A 21,051-nucleotide genomic window follows, 5' to 3' on the forward strand; every position below is an offset into this window, starting at 1 on the left:
ATGATCATCCCAAATCTAAAGAGCTCTTATAAACTAACGTTGCTTTTTACCTTAGTTACATTTTTGACCGAATTTACCAGTCATGCCCAGCAAGATGCTCAATATACCCAGTATATGTACAATACGGTAAGTGTGAACCCGGGTTATGCAGGTTCTAGAGGACAAATAAGTGTGGCCGCCCTTCATCGATCTCAATGGGTTGGTCTTGATGGGGCACCGACCACACAGACTTTTAATATTCATTCTCCAATCGGCTACAGGGGGGTAGGTTTAGGTTTATCTATTGTAAATGATAAAATAGGCCCTACATCGGAAACCTATTTTGATATCGATTTTTCCTATACGGTTTACACTTCAAATGAAGGTCGTTTAAGTTTCGGTTTAAAGGGATCTGCTCATTTGTTGGATATTCGCTATTCTGAACTTAATCAGATAGCACCCGATAATAGTTTGCAGAACGATATTGACAATCAATTTTCACCAAATGTGGGTGCCGGAGTTTATTACCACACCGAAAAATTCTATGCAGGAATTTCAGTACCTAGAATTTTGGAGACTAGACACTTTAAAGAAGGCCCGGCTCCTTCTACTGCCAAAGAACAAATGAACTTTTATTTTATAACCGGTTATGTTTGGGATTTAAACCCTAACCTAAAATTTAAACCCACCATTTTGACCAAAATTGTTCAAGGTGCACCTTTACAGCTAGACCTTTCGGCCAATTTTATGTTGAGCGAGAAATTTATTCTTGGCGCTGCCTACCGATGGGATGCCGCTTTTAGTGGTTTGGTAGGTTTCAACGTATCGAATAAGTTTTTGATTGGGTTGGCCTATGACCGTGAAATTACCGAGTTGGGCAACGCACTTTATAACGATGGTTCTTTTGAAGTGATTCTCAGATATGACTTCATCACTACCAAAGGCAATTTGAAATCTCCTCGATTCTTTTAATTTTAGTTGTGCCGTTCATCCATAAAACGGAACCTTTATCTACTCGTAGGAATTATCCCCAAAGTACTTTGACGTCGTTAATAGTCGATAAACGGTCATTTTAACAAATGGCCTTCCCCAAGCGGTAAAAGTTGTTCGTTCAACGTGATTTTTAAATTACAATTCGAGCTAGGCTTAATTTTGCTTTTGAATAGGTCCCAAATCTATTCCCTAGAAAGGAAACTAAAGCTTAGCCATGAAAAGCAGCAATGCTACTCACTACATTACCTTAGCGCTTATAGTAAGTGTTAACCTCTTCGTATCTCTTCAAAAGATACAGGCTCAGGCCAACTCAATTCGCAACAATGTAACGTTTAACTGGGCAGATAACCAAACGGTTTTGAGTGATCCAGCCAATCTTCAGTCCATAACAATCAATGGGGTCGATTACAATACTTTTGTCGTACCATCTTCCTATGAAATGACAAGATTAGGCCCAGGTGGCGATTCCCAAAATAATATTTGGAGTGATGGGTCTAGAATCGTAGCTGGAAGTAACAGCATTAATTGGAACACTGAAGCTCTCAATGCTTATCAGTCATTGAACTTAAACCATTATTTTCAATCAGACAGCACAGGAGAGAATTTTTGTGGTGATTACTCTGCGTTGGCTACCTCAAATGCTCAAATACAGACTATCAGATACAATCCAGGTATACCATCCAATCCTGATGGTGTTATTGCCATTACTGAAAGAGGCGGAAATAACTGTATGTATGTCGAGCTTTATGGCATACCCGTAGGTGGAGGTGCTGAGCAACTTTTGGGACGAACCTTCGTTAGAAACCAAGGTAACTTGACTGGCGTGCGTCCTCAAGCACCGCCAACCAACAACAGTGATTATTGGAGCAGTGGCAGAAACAATGAGAACAATCAAATAATCGGCATTGCACTTTATGAACTATCGGAACTGGCCCCAACAGGTTCGATCATTACTTCTATTAGATACATGGGGGCAACGACAGACCATGGTGATGGTAAATTTTTCTTGATGCAAACCTATGCGGAAGATGATAGTTTACGCATAAAATTGGATAGAGAAGGTAATGGCGACATTGCCGCGAACGACCTAGTGCCCGACGGAAGCATTTATACCTTATTAAGTTCCGTATCGAATGGAACTTTAATCTTCCACCCTAACGGACAGTTCAACTATGTGCCTAATCCTGGTTTTACGGGTAATGATACCTTTGAGTACCAAGTATGTCTTCCTTCCCCGAATACAGGTGTTTGTGATACCGGTACGGCCGTCATAGTTATCAAGTTAGAGGCTATTTATGATAGCGCCAACATCATTCACAATTCGCTGAACAATAGAATAAATGTATTGGATAACGACAATTTCGGTAGTGCAGGTCCATTATCGAATGGTGCCATCACCAATTATAGTCTTCCCACCAATGGGTCGCTTTCATTGAACGATAATGGTACTCTAGATTCTTACGACGATTATTTTGAGTATAACCCTAACACAAATTATGTCGGTACCGATTTGTTTAGCTATGAAATAACTGATGCTGGGGGTAATACCGATAGGGCATCCGTGTATATAACTATTGATATCGACTCCGATAATGACATGGTCGATAATAGAACTGATTTAGATGATGACAATGATGGTATTATTGATAGTAATGAATCTCAAGATTGCATAAATACCAGCAATTTTGGCTGGCAGTTTGCTTCCCCCGTTGGAACATGGGAACAAGATTTTACCGAAGTTAGTTCGATTGATGATTGGCTATTATCCGATTCAAATTCAATTACGATAGGTTCGGGTATTTCAGCATTATCGCCATCTACTGAATTGCAGCTTACTGGCATTGAAGCATTGACCTTTGATGAGGCTATTAATTTGAATGAATATGTTGAGCTGACCTTTACAACTTCATCAAATCTGGTTAATCCAATGATTGAGCAGATAGGTCTTAACTGGAATCAAAATTCAGGCTCAACAGCCATTGGCAATTCATATGATGTGGCTTTAGCCATTTCAAATGATGATTTTGCCACTTCTATCTTACTGTATTCAGATATTCGAATTCATACACCATCAAATGGAGTCAGTGAATTTTTTGCCTTAATGCCACCTGATGCCAAGTTCAATCTTGAAGAAAATACTCCGTATACTTTAAGGGTCTATACTTACAATCAACAGACCGATGGTAATGTTGGCTACTCTGTTTTTGATGATTTCACCATAAATGTGTCGTCTTGCCAAGAGCAACATAGTGATACCGATACGGTAGCCGACCATCTAGATTCTGATAGTGATAATGATACTTGCCCCGATGTTATAGAAGCGGGTCATGAGGATACCGATGGTGATTTTTATTTAGGAAGCGCACCCCTTGTAGTCGATGTCGATGGTCTTGTCACTGGGCAAGGCGGGTATTCTGGCTCTACGGAAGCAGTTGTGACGGCCGGAGAATCTATTACGGTCGAAAGCAGTCCTACAAATATCGAGGTCTCAACGGGTTCCGATGTAGAATTTAATGCGGCCATTAGCGGCCCCAGTCTAACCTATCAATGGGAGGTAAGCTCTGATTCGGGGTTGACTTGGCTAATGGTTACTGACAATGACTCTTACAGAGGGTCAACCGGCCAGCGGCTTTTAATTACTCAAGTAGATTCGACTTTAAGTGGTAATCTCTATCGTTTGACGGCAGTTAGTTCAGATGATATGTGTATGCCGTATGCATCTACATCTTCCGCCATGCTATCTGTAAATGGAAATGTTACATTGGATAGTGATGGAGATGGTATAACAGATGCCTTTGAAGATTTGAACCTTGATGGAGATGACAATCCCGCTACCAACCCCACTAATTCAGATAATGACGATTTTCCAGATTATCTCGATATAGATAGCGATAATGATGGTATTCCTGATAATGTGGAAGCTCAGGATACTTCGAATTACATTCCCCCAAGTAATGTTGACGAGAACAATAATGGGTTAGATGATGCTTACGAACAAAACGGTAATCAAGGGCTGATTCCTGTGAATACTGATAATGAAGATATGCCCGATTATCTTGATACCGATAGTGACAATGACAATATTTTAGATGCCATAGAGGCCCATGACCATGACCACGATGGTATACCAGAAGTGGTTTTTATTGGATCTGACAAAGATAATGATGGTCTCGACGATGGTTATGAAGGAGAGGAAATGATCGATATGGATATAAATGACGAAATTGATGATCCAATCAATGATTTACCTAATACCGATGATGATCTTGAGTCTGATTATAGAGACATGGATGATGATGGTGATGGTATCATGAGTCGTGATGAAGATACCGATCATGATGGTGATTATTCAAATGATGATGAGAACGGTAATGGTATTCCCAATTATCTAGAAGCTCCTTACATTCCGGTTATAGTTTATAATGTAGTGACACCTAATGAAGATAATGTTCACGACTATTTGACCATCACAGGTCTAGAAGAGCGACCCAACAACAAACTCGAAATCTACAACCGTTGGGGTATTCTAATGTATGAGACTGAGGGTTACGATAGTTCTGGCAATAGATTTGAAGGTCAAAGCTTGACACAGATAGATTCGGGTTGGCAAGAGCGTATGCCTTCAGGCACTTACTTCTACATTCTTAATTTTCAAGAAACTACAGGAGAGAACCGTACTTTAAAAGGGTATCTCTATTTAAACTGATTTTTTCAGCGTGTTCGATACCTCATCCATTAACTTTATTTTATAGACAAGTATTTATAATACTTGACCAAAGATGCTATTTTTGTCAGAAGCCCTTAGGGCGATTCAACAAAACAATTGCATTTGAAAGAAGAACAAGTGATTCTGGTCGATGAGAACGACCAACCTATAGGTACCATGCCAAAAATGGAAGCTCATGAAAAGGCCTTGTTACATAGGGCATTTTCTGTATTTGTGATGAACGACAGGGGTGAGACTATGTTACAACAAAGAGCGGCCCATAAATATCACTCCCCCTTGTTATGGACGAATACCTGCTGTAGCCATCAGAGGGTAGGAGAATCGAATATCGAAGCCGGTAAACGAAGGTTGCAAGAAGAAATGGGCTTTGTAACCGAACTTGAAGAACTCTTTTCATTCACTTATAAAGCAGCCTTTGATAACGGTCTGACCGAACATGAATTTGACCATGTGATGATAGGTAGTTTTGAAGGAACACCCAACATTAATCCTGATGAGGTCGCCGACTGGCAATGGATGAAACCCGAAGATGTCAAGATAGACATTGAAAAGAATCCTGAAAAGTATACGGCCTGGTTCAAGATTATTTTTGAAAAGTTCTACGACCATTTAACCCAAAACGCTGGAAATGAAGGTAAAGGTTAGTAGAAAGGCTCATTTTAATGCTGCCCATAGACTTTTTAGAAAAGACTGGGACGAAGAAAAAAACGACTCCGTCTTTGGTAAATGCAATAACCCCAACTTTCACGGTCATAATTACGAGCTTGTGGTGAGCGTAACAGGAGAAATCGACCCAGCAACTGGTTTTGTTATTGATATGAAGGTCTTGAAAGACCTCATTTATGAGCATGTTGAAGAAGCTTTTGACCATAAGAACCTAAACATCGAGGTAGCCGAATTCAAAGATTTGAATCCTACGGCAGAGAACATAGCAGTGGTCATCTGGCAAAAACTCAGGCCATATATTGAAACCGACCACGACTTAGAGATTATCCTTTACGAAACCCCACGTAACTTTGTAACTTTTTCTGGCTAGCAATGGGTTTAAAAGTAGGCGATTTTATTCCGGATTTCTCTTTGAACGACCAATTCGGTAACGTCTTTTCAAGCTCCCAAATAAAGGGTGTAAAGCCCATGGTCATTTATTTTTATCCTAAAGATGACACACCCGGCTGTACTAAAGAGGCCTGTACTTTTCGCGATAGGTATGAAGATTTTAAAGAACTGGGGGCCGAAGTGATCGGTATAAGTTCCGATTCGGAAGAAAGCCATTCCGAATTTAGCGAAAAGTATAAACTTCCCTTTATTCTGTTGGCCGACCGAAATAATGCGGTTAGAAAGGCGTTTAAAGTAAGAAAAAGTTTGTTAATTATTCCCGGAAGGGAAACCTATGTTACAGATAAGAACGGAAAAATAATCATGGTTTTTAATAGTATGGATGCTACAAGGCATACTGACGAAGCTATTGAAGCCCTTCAATCATTAAACCAATGAACCTATACCCATTAAAATTTAAACCTATTCTCAAAGAACGCCTTTGGGGCGGAACGAAGCTGAAAGATGTGCTAGGCAAGCCTATTACGAGCGATATAACTGGCGAAAGTTGGGAACTTTCGGCTGTGGCAGGAGATGTTTCCGTTGTGGCCAACGGAAGTTTAGAAGGTACATCACTTCAAAATTTAATAGATGAGGATCCTAAAAAGCTACTGGGCGCAAGTGTCTTCGAACGTTTTGGTACAGATTTTCCGATTTTAATTAAGTTCATTGATGCCAAACAAGACTTGTCAATTCAGTTGCATCCCAACGACGAACTTGCCAAAACTAGGCATGATTCTTTTGGAAAAACTGAAATGTGGTATGTTATGGATGCCGATGATGATGCACAATTAATTGTCGGTTTCAATAAAGATGTAACCAAACAAGAGTATACGCAGAGTTTGGAGAATGATACATTATTGGATCTGCTCAACTACGAAAAGGTCAAAGAGGGTGATACTTTTTTTATCAATACAGGAAAGATTCATGCAATTGGGGCAGGCGTACTACTCGCCGAAATTCAGCAGACCTCAGATATTACCTATAGGGTCTTTGACTTTAATCGACGGGATAAAAACGGTAATCTAAGGGAATTGCACACCGACCTCGCCTTAGATGCTATCGATTATACTAAAAAAGACGATTTTAAGGTGAAGTACAGTGGTCAAAAAGATGAAGTTAATGCCATGGTCGATTGCCCTTACTTCACTACGAACTATTTAGATCTAGATCAAGATTTAAAACAAGATGTTTCTGATAGAGATTCATTTACCATTTATATGTGTGTCGGGGGTAACGCCACCATTTCCAATAATGAAGGTAAAGCTCAAATTCAAAAAGGCGAAACCGTCTTGTTACCGGCCAGTACAAATGAAATACATATAGAAACGAACGGCGCGAAGTTATTGGAGGTGACCATCTAGTTCTAGAAAAATTTATGCTATAAGTTCACTTTAAATAGTCTATTTTTGCCCAAAAATTTTCCATTATGGCAAGTGTTAAAAATTTAAAGAAAGACATCAACAACGTATTTGGTGATATAATTGAAGCGGTCTATATTGTTGATGGAAGCGGTAGCGAACAGACTTCAAAAGATGGTGACCAAATTATTGACGAGGCTATCAATAATTTTGATGAGTTGATTTCAAAGGTAAACGACAAAAAAGTTGATAATAGAAAGAAGCATCTGAAAGAGGTTCGCCAAGAATTGGAAACAAAGGCTCAAGCTTTGGTCGAAAAGGTCAATAAACTGAATTAAGAGCACTATACTCAATAAAAAATCCCGTCTGAATGGACGGGATTTTTTTATTTCTTGATATTTTCAAGATGGTTTTTGAGCCTTATGCCGTATTTCGATTCGGCTACCTCTTCGCTTAAAGAGTTATAGATTGAATCTAGGTATATTACATTGGCATCGCCCACTTCGTTCAAGGCGATATAGGGTGCTATATACGAGTCTTTATTATTCAGTGCAAAATTCAATGCAAAGGCATAACCGCGTTTTAGGTTTCTGTCGCTAAGTACCTGTAGAGAGTCTAACTGAAGAGAGTCAAGAGCATTTTCTTGACTTGCCGCCACTTGTAAAAGTTCTAGATTTTTCAGATTGAACCTCGACATTGTTTTTTGATATTCTTCTAGCTTCTTCTGCGTTTCCGACCCAGAAATTTTAGGGTTCATATCGAAAGTATTCCAAGAAGTGTTGATGGTCACCGTTCCAGGCTCTCCAAAGAAAGTAATTCGATCATTAATTTCGTTGGCATCTTTTTTACGTAAGTATAGATAAAAAATCTCAGGACTCTCCAATTCGGTCTCAAATTGAAAAGAGCCATCGCCCTCTACCAAAAGTGAATCTACAGTGGTCAATGTAGAATCACCGATATGTTGTAAAAATAGGGTGCCTTTTTTCAACCCCTTAACGTTTCCGTTTACGATCATGGTTTTTTTAGACCCTTCACTTGAACAAGAAATGATAAGTAACCCAAGTAAAGCTAAAAGTGAAATCTTCTGCATGTGATTTTTTTAACGGCGCAAATATCCAAAAAAAAATAAATTTACCTAAGCAGTTTGGCCAGTGTTTAAATTTTAGATGCAATTTCCATTAAGTAGGCACAAAGCAGCGCACCACCTGTACCCACCACATAGCCGAAAACGGCCAAAAGAACCCCCACTGAAGTTAGTGAAGGGTGAAATTCAGCGGCAACCACAGGGGCCGATGCGGCACCACCTACATTCGCCTGACTTCCAACGGCCAAAAAGAAATACGGAGCCTTAATTATCTTGGCAACCAAAATTAATAACCCGGCATGAATGGCAATCCATATAAAACCTATGGCTATCAAACCCGGATTTTCCAAGACTTTTCCGAGATCCATTTTCATACCGATGGTAGCAACAAGAATATAAATAAAGACTCCACCAATTTTGCTTGCTCCTGCACCCTCAAAGTTTTTAGCTTTGGTAAACGACAGACCGATACCGCAAGCGGTAGCAATAACCACCATCCAGAAAAAACCGGACCCCAAGAACGAAAGAAAGCTCTTTTTGTCGCTAACGCTTTCGTAAGTCGTTGTCAAGAAATCACTGATGTGATTTCCAAAAAAATGCGCTATTCCTGTAGCGGTGAATGCAAAAAATAGCATCATCATATAATCTTTCAAGGTAGGCACCCTAGTAATTTTTTCGGCAAAGGCAGTGACTTTTACTTTCAAAGTTTCAATGGCCGAAGTATCTGCCTTTAACCATCGGTCAATTTGTTTGTTTCTGCCAACACCCAAGAGGATAATGGCCATCCAAACATTGGCAACAACGATATCGACTAACACCATACCACCGTACTTTTCCGGATTATACCTGAATATTTCAAGCATGGCAGCTTGGTTGGCTCCGCCACCGATCCAACTACCAGCAATAGTAGATAGGCCGCGCCAAATGGCATCGAAATCATTACCACCTACCGTTTCAGGAGAAAATATGCTTACGATGAGAATGGCAATGGGCCCACCGATAATGATACCTACGCTACCGGTCAAGAACATGATTAAAGCTTTGGAACCCAAATTGGAAATTGCCTTTAAATCGATACTCAAAGTCATTAAAACCAAGGCTGCAGGCAGTAGATATCTACTGGCCATGAAATAAAGGTTCGAAGTCTCGTCAGAAATAAGTCCTGAACTTGCCAAAATAGCCGGTAGCAGATAACACATTAAAACAGCAGGAACCACTGAATAAAATTTACCCCAAAAACCGGTGGTGATAGAAGAAGTATAGAAAATAAAGCCCAAACAAAGGGTTAGCAATCCAAAAACTATGGTGTCATCGGTAATTAAAGGTTCCGTCATTTAGAAAAGATGCTTTTTTCCAAATATACTCAAAATACCAGATGCCGCTGAATATAGTCGGCTACACCGTGTTCAGTATTCGGTAAGGCAATGGCGTTGGCAATTGCTTTGACCTCTTCACGGGCATTGCCCACCGCCACACCGAGACCGGAATGTTGAAGCATTTCAATATCATTGTAATTATCACCAAATGAAATGACATCTTCCATCGTTTCGTCCTTTTTTAGTAATAATTTGATAGCGGTCAATTTAGATACTGCTTTCGGCGCAATTTCTATCAGAGTATCATTTGAGCGATAAATATTCAAGTGATCGGAAAAATGCTCGCTGAGCTCAGGGCTTATCGCATTTGCCGTGTTCGCAGTACCCATCAGCATTATCTTATGGGCACCTACACTCCTTTCTTTCCAATCATCTAGACTTTCTTCTGTGCTTCTAAAAACCGGTGTGGTTTGAGTATATCTTATTTCTTTTCGTACCCGTTCTGTATTTTCTTCGACATACCATTCATCTCCAGAGTATAGGCCCAACCCGATTGAATGTTTTTCTGCCAATGAATAAATTTCTTTTAGTAGTTGAATGTCTATTTCGGTTGAGGCTATTGTTTTTTCGTTGTCAACAACCAATGCCCCGTTATAACTTATGAGTGGTTGGTCTTCGATACTCAGTCTTCTCTGCAAATAGTTCATGCCCCTGGGCATTCTAGCGGAAACCAAGACAATCCTCAATTTGGATTTTATTCTATTGATTTCTGAGATGGTAAAATCGGAAACATCACTTTTGGTCGATAGTAGAGTACCATCGAGATCGGAACAAAGAACTTTATACTTCAAGATATTGTTGGTTTATCTGTGGGTAAAGATAAGCAAAGAGCAGCCCACAACCCAGTTATGATGTTAAGGGGTCGAGTTACCACTTTTAAATTTGCGTTTTCTCTTTTTGTCGGGATTTTTGAAAAGTCTTTTGAAGAAACCGTCTTTCTTGACAGGTTCGCAATCAAGCATATCAAGAACCATAGGGTCCGTTCGTTCAAACTGGGCTTGGGTTATTTCATTATACGAAGGGTGCTGGTTCATTTCTTGCATCAATTTAGCAAATATCGGAAGAGCGGCATTGGCACCCTGCCCGAGTTGCGTACTTCTGAAGCCTATTTCATGATTATCAAGACCCACCCATGTTACATGTACCAATTTTGGTGTCAAAGCAACGAACCAAGCATCTTTATTGTTTTGGGTAGTGCCCGTTTTACCTGCGATGGCATTATTCAGTTTATAGGTGCTTCGTAGACGGGAGGCCGTACCTTTGTCAATGGTCGATTTCATCATTTCTACCATTATCTGTCTGGTCTGTTCAGAGTAGGCCGGTTCAACCGCTCTTTTAGGCTCAAATTCGACAAGAACAGAATCTTTTTTATCGGCAATTGTTCTAATGAAATAGGGCAATACGGCTCTACCTTTATTTAAATAGCTTGCGTAGGCCCCGGCCAATTCGTTTAAGTATATTTCACCTGTTCCCAAAGCCACCGATGGCTGATTGGGCAATTCAGTAAAAATACCCATGTTTTTTGCCATGGTGAGCACATTGTTGATTCCGGTTTCTTCAAGCACTTTTACGGCAACCGTATTGACGGAATTGCTCAAAGCCTCTTCCATAGAATAATTAAGGTAGGTCTCATCTTTATCGCCTGAGTTACTGGGCGACCATCCTTTTAGATTTTCATATTCGACCTCTTCCGCAGAAAAATAGGTGCAGGGTTCTATACCGACCTCCAGTGCCGCGGTATAAACAAACGGTTTAAAGGTCGACCCTACTTGCCTTTTACTTTGGGCCACATGGTCATATTTAAAATGCTCGAAGTCTACACCTCCAATCCAAGTTTTAACGGCACCTGAGTGAGGGTCTAATGACAATGAACCGGTATTTAAGAATTTCATATAATGAGTGAGGCTATCAATAGAACTTGCATCAACAGTTTTTTCTTCTTCCCAATCGACTAGAACCATTTTCTTCTTTTGGCTCAACGAATCCCAAATCTGTTGCTCCTCAATACCTTGCGATTTTAATTTTTTATAGATAGATGATTGTTTGACCAACTTATCTACCAACTTCTTATTTTTCACCCAAGGTGCATTCTCACCGTAACTTTTCTCAAAGCTGGCCTGTAATGATTTCATATGCTCTCTCATAGCCGCTTCCGCCCAGTATTGCATATTGTAATCTAGCGTAGTGTAAATTTTCAGCCCGGATGTATAAATGTTGTATTCATTGCCATCTTCTTTCTGTTCTTGTGTCCATTTCAACATTTTCTTTCGTACCTCTTCACGAAAGTAGGGGGCAAGACCCTCATTATTATCGTATTCTTTATAGTTCAAAAGAAGGGGTAGGGTGGCCAAGCTATCACGCTCTGCATCTTCTATGAAATTGTTATGGGCCATAGCGGTAAGTACCAGATTACGCCTTGAAAGACTTTTTTCAGGAAAAACCCTTGGATTGTAACCATAGGTTGCTTTTAACATGCCCACAAGAGTTGCGGCTTCTTCTAATTGTAAATCTTTTGCCTTCTTATTGAAGAATTTTAAAGCAGCGCTTTCAATACCAAAAGTGTTATCCCCGAAAGAGACCGTATTTAAATAATGGGTAAGAATTTCATCTTTGCTAAAAATATCTTCGAGCCTGGAAGCAATAATCATTTCTTTCACCTTATCGACTACGATGTTGGTATTGACCCTATCTCGCCTGGGATACAGATTTTTTGCCAATTGTTGGGTGATGGTACTACCGCCACCTGAAGATTGGTCTTGCATTAAAATTGTTTTGAGAGCTACTCTTCCTAGACTTTGATAGTCGATACCTGAATGCTCATAGAAGCGTTCATCTTCTATAGCCACCAAGGCTTTTAAAAGATCCTCAGGAATATCTTTAAATGTAATAGGTTGTCGATCGTACAGATAATATTTGCCGATGAGAATACTATCTGCGGTATAAACTTCAGATGCTCTTTGATACTGGAAGTCGGAAAGGTCTTCTTCTTTAGGAATTTTTCCCCAAAGCCCCCAACGAATACTTGAGATAAATAAGACGAAGAAACCCAACAAGCCGATACAGGCGATTATACCCCATCTGAGATATTTATTCTGAATTTTATTTAGTATCAAGGTGATTGTTTTAAGGTTGCAATATCAAATTTAAATATGAAATCGATGTGTTTCTTAACAATAGATTTAATCTCATTAGCTACTTTTGAACACAAATTTTTAGAAAAATGAGACTATTGGTATTACTATTTCTAATTGGGCAAATAGGATTTGCAACCGAGGGTGAATGGTCAAAAACGGGGCATAGGGCCGTCGGTGAAATTGCCCAAGAGCATCTGAGCAGAAAGGCTCAAAAAGCGATAGAAAGATTAATGAACGGTGAAACTTTGGCTTCAATGGCCAATTTCGGTGATGAAATTAAATCAGATACCGCCTATCGAAAATTCGGGCCATGGCATTATGTGAACATTCCTTCCGATAAAAGGTATAAAGATATAGAGCCCAGTGAACGTGGTGATTTGGTAACAGGCATTAATAAATGTATCGAGGTTTTGGAAGATGCAAAAAGCAATCTGGCTGATAAAAGATTTTATCTGAAAATGTTGGTACACTTAGTTGGAGACTTGCATCAACCCCTACACGTAGGTAGGGCAGAAGATAAGGGAGGTAATGATATTCAATTGCGTTGGTTTGATGAAGGCACCAACCTGCACCGCGTTTGGGATGGGCATATGATCGATGATTATAAAATGAGTTATTCAGAACTTTCTAAGACCATGCCCCGTCTAACAAAACAGGAAATAAAGAGTATTCAGAACGGTAATCTTTTAAACTGGGTTGATGAAACCCAAGATTTGGCCAATGAAGTATATGATTCGGTCGAAGTGGGCGAAAAGCTTTTTTACAGGTATAGTTATGATTGGTGGCCGACCGTTGAGCAGCAATTACAAAAAGGAGGTTTGCGTCTAGCCAAAGTTTTAAATGATATTTTCGGATAAGAACCTATAGGGAATTTTTCTCAATTCCTGTTCACCTTACTTTTTGGCAATTACGCAACAAATAATCCATAAAAGCTATTAAGTCAACGATTTGAGATACTTTGGTACAGCTTTTGGAGTTATATTAAGGTTGGAAGTAAGGTATGAGGACATTAGTTGACTGCCCACCAGCTAAAGGCAGTACCGAACTTCGAAAAAGATATGGGTAACAGAAAATCGACCACTTAATTTAAGGTGGTCGATTTTTTTATTGAATGACCCTAAAGGTCAAATTAATGCGCTCTTTAACCAATCTCGAGGTCTTAGGTATTTGATGTAGCCAATTCTTTTGAGTATCACCGGACATGATTAGCAGGCTACCATGTTCCAATAAAAGTTTATACCGTTCCGATACTAGTTTTCTATGCTTTAAATGAAAGAAACGCTCTTGACCAAAAGACAAAGAGGCAATTATCGGTCGAGACCCTAATTCTTTTTCGTTATCGGCATGCCAACCATTACTATCTTTTCCATTTCTATAGAGATTGAGCAGACAAGTGGTGAAATGGGTATTACATTTAATATCGACCAACTTTTTCAAATCTATCAACAAAGGGGTAAACGAGTGTGGTTGCATCGTTAGGTTTGAATAGCTATAGGGTTTACCATTGTTGCCATACAGAGATGTTAATCTGGGCTGAAGGTATTCCTTACCAAATACTTTAATAGTATCTTGTTGCCAACGTGTTTGTGATAGCAACTCTTCAAATACAACCCAAGCCTCATTATGGGAAATGAAGTTGGGAAAATAGCTTATCTCACTATCGATTAAATGTAATCTGCCATTGATCGGGCCGATCCGATGCATTACTGCAAAACATTTTTCAATTCGTTTCGGTATTCAGAAGGGTTTTGACCCGTGAAAGCTTTGAACTGTTTATTAAAGTGAGAAAAATTATTGAAACCACTCTCCATACAAACTTCCGTAATACTCATAGGCTGTTCCGCTAAAAGCTTAGAAGCATGTACCAAGCGATATTCGTTGACAAATTGAACGAACGTTTTGTTGGTAATCTTTTTAAAATACCGACAGAAAGAAGGTACGGTCATACTGACCAAGCCTGCAATTTCGTCAAGGGTTATTTCTTCTTTGAAATTAGCTTTCACATGGTTGAAGACTATATTGATTCTATCATTATCCTTTACTTCGGTTTCCATTGAGAAGCCTTCCGCATTTAGAATCTTAAAATCTTTTGATATGGCCAGTTCATTTAAGATGTTCAAAATGGATAGTAATCGTTGGAAATCGGTTTGATATTCAAGAATTAAAAGTTTCTCGCCCAGCTTTCTCTTCGTCTTGCCTGAAAACGCTATTCCGCCCTTGGCAATCTCAAAAAGGTTCTGGATATTTTTCATTTCAGGAATTTTGAAAAAATCATTTCCTAAAAAATCTTGTTTCATCTGTATAACGGTTTCACATTCATTGCCCGTTAATTTATCCGTAAAGCCGCAATGGGGCAGATTACTTCCTATTAAAATAAGGTCGCCGTTTGAATAATAGGAAACATGACTGCCTATCTGGCGCTTACCTGAACCACCGTGTACATGTACCAATTCTATTTCTGGGTGGTAATGCCATACACTTTGTTTGTTGTTTTTGGTGGCATCAAACTTTTGATAGGTATAGGAATGACCAAAACTGGGCTCTATGGCCTCAAAAGCAGGTTTTTGAGTAAGGGGGAATTTGTTCTCCATATTACAAAATTAATACAGCTTAAAAACGCTTTTCTTTGCAAAATTAACCAAATAATGTTCAAAATTACCTTTTACCGATAAAAGGTTGCTACCCGATGTTAAAATAGCACATAAATTGGAAAAACCAGTAGTAGTGAGGTCTGGCATTCGGTACTAAGTTTGTACCAGATTATTAACCAAACCTGTTGCAAGACGGGCTTATAAAACAAAATGTCATGAAAAAAGTAGCAAGAACAGCAGCAATGATCGCCCTTATGTTCGGAACAATGACAGCTTCGGCCAACGAAGGGAAACTTAGCCTTATCACTAATGAAAATGCAAAAAGCGTGGTTTTTGAACTGGAAACTGAAGCCGGTAAAACAACCATCAAACTTTTAGATAATGAGAGCAACGTCATCTATTATGAGAACGTAGACAAAAAAGCGTATGCCAAAAAATTCGATTTACAGAATTTAAAAGATGGCCAATACTTTTTTACTACTGATGATGCTCTTAGAACAGTAGTTTACACTATAAACGTTAAAGGTTCCAATGTTTCTATCGTAGATACAAAAGAAGAAACAAAACCTGTCTTTAGAGTAAAAGACGATGTGGTTTATTTTAACCACCTAAACCTTGACAAGAACGATGTAAACGTCGATGTCTTTGATAGCAGTAACCGTTTGGTTTTTTCACAGGAGTGGAAAGATACCATGGTGGTTGAAAAAGTAATGAACTTTAAGACAGCTTACAAAGATGCTTACACTGTAGTAGTTACCGATGGTAAGAAAGCCTACTACGAGACCATAAACATAAAATAGTTGTTAAAAATAGTAGTTTAAGTTGAGTTGAGTTAAAAGTCCTGCGGGTTGCAAACCGCAGGGCTTTTTAATTGGTACCTATTCAGTGTATATAATAACAGGCCCAAAAAATCAAAAGTAACTGCAAGGGTATTCGTGCAAATAAAGCCCATTTTGGCAGGCCCATACCAGCTCTTTTATTGTTCAGCATATGAAAATGAACGGGGAGAAAAAAAGTAAGCATCAAAATTATGCAGTATAGGGCAGCCGTTTTGAGGGAGTCAAAATAAAGGGCAATACCCAAAACAACTTCGGCGATACCACTGATTACCACTAAAGCCTTGTGCCCGGGAATATAGGGCGGCATAATTCTCAGATACATTTTCGGCTTAACAAAGTGTAGAATGCCGGCAGCTATGTAAATGAGGGACATTACATAAAAGTGCCAAGGTTCGTTCAAATTCATATGTGCTATCTAAAATTTCTTTCCCAACATTAAAATCTGGCTGTGAAAGGGATTAGAAATTACAGATATTTTTTGAATTTTTCTTTCTTGTATTGCGGTACGGCATCGTTGTTCATAAATAAATACAGTAATTCTTTAGATTTTTCTTTGCTGTAGAGCAAGTTATGAAAGTGGGTAATGCTAAATTCATTGGAAGACTCGTTTATCAATTCCATTTCATCACCTTTGTTGACATGACCTTCTTCTATGACCCTGAGGTAAGAGCCTGGTCGAACCCTATCGATAAATTTTTTCAAAATACCTTGATCTTGAAAACGCACTCCTAGTTTATAGCATGGTTCTCTAGGTTGGGATACTTGAACAAGAGCGGAACCAATTTTGTAAATATTGCCAACTCTTAAGGTATTCTCGTCTAAACCTTCAATAGTTAGATTTTCACCGAACATGCCCCAGTCCCAATCCAAATCAGGGTAAATCTCTTTCCAATAAGCGTATTCGTCCGCTGAAAATATATAACATGCTTTGTTCGAGCCACCATGGTGAACCCTATCAATAATGGTATCGTTCGAAACGATTTCCTTTTTAAGGTCCAGGCCTTCATTAAGAGGATACTTAAAGATGCCAGTTTGTTCTGTTTTCCCATTCCAACTAATGGTTTGGGGCTTACCTATATTTGTAGAGATTATTTTCATGCCCAAAAATAAGAAATGAACAACAGCTTTTACAAAATAAGCTGAGGTAGGGCAGAATCTTATGAATTATTTACTCTTGTAGATGGATTTTATATCACAGTCTAAAGCCAATATCATTGATTTAAACTCCATTATATGAAAATAGATGGGGCTCTCACCTATATTTTCTAAATCTTGAATAACTTTATTCTTGGCTGGAGGTACGAAACGGGTATCATTTTCCTGAAACCTATAGAGATAGATACTGCCATCAGAAAAACGGGATACAGCTAAACCTTCGCACATAGAGGTTACGGTGTAACTATTGCTTATTCTTCTAAACCCCATTCTTTCATTGGGCTGAAGAAAAATTTCCCATACTTTTAAAGCTTTGTTCTCAAAAAGTAGCTTTTGACCTAAGCTATTCGATACCTGATTACGTTCAAGTTCACTTAATTTAGAAGCTTCCCATGGGGCAAAGTTTCCGACCGGGTTCAATTCTTGATATATCATTTGACCAACACTTACTTTTGATTTCTAAAATGTCTATGGAATACGTAACCAGTGGTAAGAATCAAAGCTGGCAGTATCACGAGGTCGTATCTCATTAAAGGGGCTGCTTTCTGCACATTGCCGCAATTGAGATTAAATTCCCAGATGAGGAATAAGCTCCAGATTATTATTAAGAACAGTACCGATTCCTTGCTAAACATTGAATTGAAATTATAATTAAAAACTTAATTAATTTGTAGTCTAAATATTACAATTTATAACGTCAAATTTCATAATATTCTTGTATAAAATCAATACGTAAAGAACTTAGATTTGGATTAAATATCAGATTTTTAAATACTTATGGGGTTGAAAACGATTTCGTTAGTGATAAGCAGGTCGTTTTTTATCGAGTTGTTAATTTTTGGTATTAAATACTCCAAATTTTTATCAAATTCTTACCGAGGGTTTCTAGTCAATTAGCTGTAATGTGTTAATCAATAAATCAATTGATATAATTGCCAAAATTTCTCTTTCTCATATACTGTTTCTCTTTATGATGAATTTATGAAATATAGCCCTTCTTTTTTATGATAATTATCACATTTCGGCATTACTATGTAATTATTTAATTTCTCTCCTTTTTTTAATTGGCAGGGTTGCTGCAATTTCCGATTCTATAAAAATTTCACACTCAAAAGAATAGCTTTCTCAACATACTTTTCCTTAAATGATTTTAATCAATAGATAGTTGTGGTACGTTTTGGTTGAAATAAAATGTTAAGAAAAATTATATACATTTATCGCTATGGCTTTACTAACTTTTTTACTATTTACCGGATTTGTTGCATTTTACGCAACATGGAAACTTAGACGCGATAAACTTGATACCCAAGACGGATATTTTTTAGGGGGCAGGTCGCTTACTGGAATTGTTATCGCCGGATCTCTTCTTTTAACCAATATTTCTACCGAACATCTTGTAGGGCTGAATGGTTCGGCTTATAGAAACGGAGCAATCATTATCGCTTGGGAGGTTACTTCGGCTGTAGCATTGGTAGTGGCGGCACTTTATTTCGCACCACGCTACTTGAAAATGGGTTTGACCACAATACCACAATTTCTGGAGAATAGATTCGATGGCTTGACCAGAACCCTGATAGCGGTACTACTTATATTTTCATTTGTCGCAACATTGCTTCCGATAGTGCTGTATACCGGCGCTCTGAACATTGAGGCCATTTTTGAAATATCAGATTTATTGAATGTAACCCAACAACAAGGTATTTGGGTTACGATACTTATAGTTGGCTCTATAGGTGCCGTTTACGCAATTTTCGGTGGACTAAAAATGGTTGCCTATACCGATACCATCAATGGGTTCGGACTTCTTGTGGCAGGTCTTTTGGTTCCGATATTGGCGCTTTTGAGTATAGGTGATGGAAACTTGTTTGAAGGTTTCGGAATGGTATTCGAAAATAGTCCCGAGAAATTTAATGTTGTCAGTGATGAACCTGGAGTGGGTGAGGGGGCCCGAACGGCCATATTACCTTTCGAAGTTTTATTCACCGGTTTTATGTTGAACCAAATTTATTTTTGGTGTATGCACCAGTCAATAATTCAACGTGTTCTTGGTGCTGTTAGTTTAAAGGAAGCTCAAAAAGGTCTTTTGTTTACGGGCATACTTAAAATACTGGTACCATTGGTTGTGGTTTTACCAGGTTTGATCGGCTTTTATTATTTTGGAGATAGTCTTTATGACAACCCTGATAGTGTGTACCCCCTATTGGTAAAAAAGGTTTTACCTCTATGGTTAACGGGATTTTTTGTGGCGGTGATGATGGGTGCTATACTCAGTACGTTTAACAGTGCCTTGAACAGTGCAGCCACCTTATTCAGTTTAGGTATCTATAAAAGATACATTAATAAGAACACCAGTGACCATAAACTCGTTTCGATAGGTAAATGGACATCGGCATTGCTCGCAATTTTTGCTATCGGTATAGCACCATTTGTAGCTAAAGCCCCCGAGGGTCTATATCAGTTGCTGCAACAGTTGAACGGAATTTTCTTCATACCGATTGCCAGTGTTATTATTGCCGGTTTTCTTTTCCCGCGGGTTTCTGCCGGGGGTGCTAAAATCGGTCTTCTCTTCGGCTTGGTATTTTACGTTCTTGTCGATTATATTTTTGAGGTGCAGCTTCACTTTGTTCATATCTGGGGTATTGAATTCGTATTGAACATTTTGGTGATGCATATAGCCTCCGCTCTAATGAAGAAAGAAGAAAGATTTGTAATGCAAGATGCAAAAGTTTTGGATTTGAAACCCTGGAAGTATGCGAAGCACTTTAGTGTGGCCCTGATTTCATGCGCAATAATTTTGTACATTGTACTTGGAAATGTGTGAATGAACGCGTTATCCCGTTTTTTGATGTTCACATCTGAAAAACGACTTAAACTCATTTAATAGAAACTACAGTAATGGAGAAAACATTTAGAAACTACGAGGCCGTAGATGTGAAAGCGGCTGTCAAAGAGCATTATCGAAAAATGCGTAAAAACCAGACGGTCGAATACGTTCGTAGTATGCATGACAAATATTTGAATTTCGATAAGCCAATGCCTTTGTTCGAGGCCATGGCCCACTTAAATAAACTTATTGACGTAAGTGACCCAGATCTTGATTTGCCAAACGTGCAGCATTTGATTCAGAGTGCGGAAGCTATTCGTGAAGACAACCGCCCAGATTGGATGCAGTTAACGGGGCTTATTCATGATTTGGGCAAGGTAATGTTTATGTGGGGTAGTGATGAAGATGGTACTAGTCAAGACGAGCAGTGGGGTACAGTTGGTGATGTTTTTGTAGTAGGTTGTGCGCTACCGGATAGCTGTGTGTATCCTGAGTTCAACAAATTGAATCCTGATATGCAAGACCCTCGCTACAATACAACCACAGGTATTTATGAAGAAGGATGCGGTCTTGATAATTTAACCTTGGCTTGGGGTCATGATGAATATCTTTATAGGGTATTGGCCAATCATAAAGAAAATAAATTACCCCCTGAGGCCATGGTAATGATAAGATATCATTCTTTTTACCCTTGGCATTCCGGCGGAAGCTATAAAGAATTATTGAATGATAAAGATGAGGAGTATCTACAGATTATTAAAGATTTCAACCGATACGACCTTTACACCAAATCGCAAAAGATTTATGATTTGGAAGATGTTATTGACTATTACAAGCCAATTGCCGATAAGTATTTGGGTACAGGCCCGATTTATTGGTAATAGCCGGTTTCC

Annotated in this window: 20 protein-coding genes; 11 read left to right on the top strand and 9 right to left on the bottom strand. The window is 38.8% G+C overall.

The window, feature by feature from the left end; translation table 11 throughout:
- From D1013_RS06555 to D1013_RS06585, 7 genes are all read left to right on the top strand, one after another.
- A complete protein-coding gene (locus D1013_RS06555) occupies positions 1 to 951 on the top strand; it encodes a PorP/SprF family type IX secretion system membrane protein (protein WP_121848102.1) in 951 nt (316 codons plus the stop codon).
- 235 nt (positions 952 to 1,186) lie between these two features.
- Positions 1,187 to 4,678, top strand: coding sequence for a T9SS type B sorting domain-containing protein (locus tag D1013_RS20295; protein ID WP_162987822.1), 3,492 nt, complete (start codon positions 1,187 to 1,189; stop codon positions 4,676 to 4,678).
- A 123-nt stretch (positions 4,679 to 4,801) separates the two neighbouring features.
- A complete protein-coding gene (idi, locus tag D1013_RS06565) occupies positions 4,802 to 5,344 on the top strand; it encodes an isopentenyl-diphosphate Delta-isomerase (RefSeq protein WP_121850636.1) in 543 nt (180 codons plus the stop codon).
- Entirely contained in the window at positions 5,328 to 5,735 is a 408-nt protein-coding gene (locus tag D1013_RS06570) for a 6-pyruvoyl trahydropterin synthase family protein (protein ID WP_121848103.1), read from the top strand. The genes idi and D1013_RS06570 overlap by 17 nt, the downstream gene beginning before the upstream one ends.
- Before the next feature lie 2 nt (positions 5,736 to 5,737).
- Complete coding sequence (locus D1013_RS06575) at positions 5,738 to 6,193, top strand: peroxiredoxin (RefSeq protein WP_121848104.1); 456 nt, start codon at positions 5,738 to 5,740, stop codon at positions 6,191 to 6,193.
- Entirely contained in the window at positions 6,190 to 7,158 is a 969-nt protein-coding gene (locus D1013_RS06580) for a type I phosphomannose isomerase catalytic subunit (protein WP_121848105.1), read from the top strand. The genes D1013_RS06575 and D1013_RS06580 overlap by 4 nt, the downstream gene beginning before the upstream one ends.
- A gap of 65 nt (positions 7,159 to 7,223) precedes the next feature.
- A complete protein-coding gene (locus D1013_RS06585; protein ID WP_121848106.1) occupies positions 7,224 to 7,493 on the top strand; it encodes a hypothetical protein in 270 nt (89 codons plus the stop codon).
- Between the two features lie 47 nt (positions 7,494 to 7,540).
- Here the strand turns inward: D1013_RS06585 and D1013_RS06590 are convergent, their stop codons facing one another.
- The 4 genes from D1013_RS06590 to D1013_RS06605 form a co-directional block, all read right to left on the bottom strand.
- Entirely contained in the window at positions 7,541 to 8,245 is a 705-nt protein-coding gene (locus D1013_RS06590; RefSeq protein WP_121848107.1) for a DUF4369 domain-containing protein, read from the bottom strand.
- Between the two features lie 65 nt (positions 8,246 to 8,310).
- Positions 8,311 to 9,573, bottom strand: a complete 1,263-nt coding sequence (locus D1013_RS06595; RefSeq protein ID WP_121848108.1) for a DUF819 family protein — start codon at positions 9,571 to 9,573, stop codon at positions 8,311 to 8,313.
- A 29-nt stretch (positions 9,574 to 9,602) separates the two neighbouring features.
- The gene (locus D1013_RS06600; RefSeq protein WP_121848109.1) at positions 9,603 to 10,406 is read right to left on the bottom strand and encodes a Cof-type HAD-IIB family hydrolase; all 804 of its coding nucleotides are present in this window, start codon (positions 10,404 to 10,406) and stop codon (positions 9,603 to 9,605) included.
- A 63-nt stretch (positions 10,407 to 10,469) separates the two neighbouring features.
- Positions 10,470 to 12,728 (bottom strand): transglycosylase domain-containing protein, encoded by a 2,259-nt coding sequence (locus D1013_RS06605; protein WP_121848110.1) that lies wholly within the window; start codon positions 12,726 to 12,728, stop codon positions 10,470 to 10,472.
- A gap of 107 nt (positions 12,729 to 12,835) precedes the next feature.
- Between D1013_RS06605 and D1013_RS06610 the strand changes: the two genes are divergently transcribed.
- A complete protein-coding gene (locus tag D1013_RS06610; RefSeq protein ID WP_121848111.1) occupies positions 12,836 to 13,606 on the top strand; it encodes a S1/P1 nuclease in 771 nt (256 codons plus the stop codon).
- 247 nt (positions 13,607 to 13,853) lie between these two features.
- Here D1013_RS06610 and D1013_RS06615 read toward each other — a convergent pair whose 3' ends face one another.
- Together D1013_RS06615 and D1013_RS06620 are read right to left on the bottom strand one after the other, a co-directional pair.
- Positions 13,854 to 14,453: an alpha-ketoglutarate-dependent dioxygenase AlkB family protein gene (locus tag D1013_RS06615; protein ID WP_121848112.1), complete on the bottom strand. Its 600-nt coding sequence runs from the start codon at positions 14,451 to 14,453 to the stop codon at positions 13,854 to 13,856.
- On the bottom strand, positions 14,453 to 15,340 hold the full coding sequence (locus D1013_RS06620; protein WP_121848113.1) for an AraC family transcriptional regulator: 888 nt from the start codon (positions 15,338 to 15,340) through the stop codon (positions 14,453 to 14,455). Before D1013_RS06620 ends, D1013_RS06615 begins: the two co-directional genes overlap by 1 nt.
- Before the next feature lie 215 nt (positions 15,341 to 15,555).
- Between D1013_RS06620 and D1013_RS06625 the strand changes: the two genes are divergently transcribed.
- Positions 15,556 to 16,140, top strand: coding sequence for a T9SS type A sorting domain-containing protein (locus D1013_RS06625; RefSeq protein WP_162987823.1), 585 nt, complete (start codon positions 15,556 to 15,558; stop codon positions 16,138 to 16,140).
- Positions 16,141 to 16,222: 82 nt separating this feature from the next.
- On the opposite strand, the gene D1013_RS06630 is transcribed toward D1013_RS06625, so the two are convergent.
- The 3 genes from D1013_RS06630 to D1013_RS06640 form a co-directional block, all read right to left on the bottom strand.
- Complete coding sequence (locus D1013_RS06630) at positions 16,223 to 16,585, bottom strand: DoxX family protein (protein ID WP_317125497.1); 363 nt, start codon at positions 16,583 to 16,585, stop codon at positions 16,223 to 16,225.
- Positions 16,586 to 16,644: 59 nt separating this feature from the next.
- Positions 16,645 to 17,277: an MOSC domain-containing protein gene (locus D1013_RS06635; RefSeq protein WP_121848115.1), complete on the bottom strand. Its 633-nt coding sequence runs from the start codon at positions 17,275 to 17,277 to the stop codon at positions 16,645 to 16,647.
- A gap of 66 nt (positions 17,278 to 17,343) precedes the next feature.
- Positions 17,344 to 17,769 (bottom strand): hypothetical protein, encoded by a 426-nt coding sequence (locus D1013_RS06640; protein WP_121848116.1) that lies wholly within the window; start codon positions 17,767 to 17,769, stop codon positions 17,344 to 17,346.
- Positions 17,770 to 18,556: 787 nt separating this feature from the next.
- Here D1013_RS06640 and D1013_RS06645 point away from each other — a divergent pair.
- The gene (locus tag D1013_RS06645) at positions 18,557 to 20,155 is read left to right on the top strand and encodes a solute:sodium symporter family transporter (protein WP_121848117.1); all 1,599 of its coding nucleotides are present in this window, start codon (positions 18,557 to 18,559) and stop codon (positions 20,153 to 20,155) included.
- 74 nt (positions 20,156 to 20,229) lie between these two features.
- Positions 20,230 to 21,039, top strand: coding sequence for an inositol oxygenase family protein (locus D1013_RS06650; protein ID WP_121848118.1), 810 nt, complete (start codon positions 20,230 to 20,232; stop codon positions 21,037 to 21,039).
- Positions 21,040 to 21,051: the final 12 nt, after the last annotated feature.

The organism is Euzebyella marina (genome assembly GCF_003687485.1).
Taxonomy (GTDB): Bacteria; Bacteroidota; Bacteroidia; order Flavobacteriales; family Flavobacteriaceae; genus Euzebyella; species Euzebyella marina.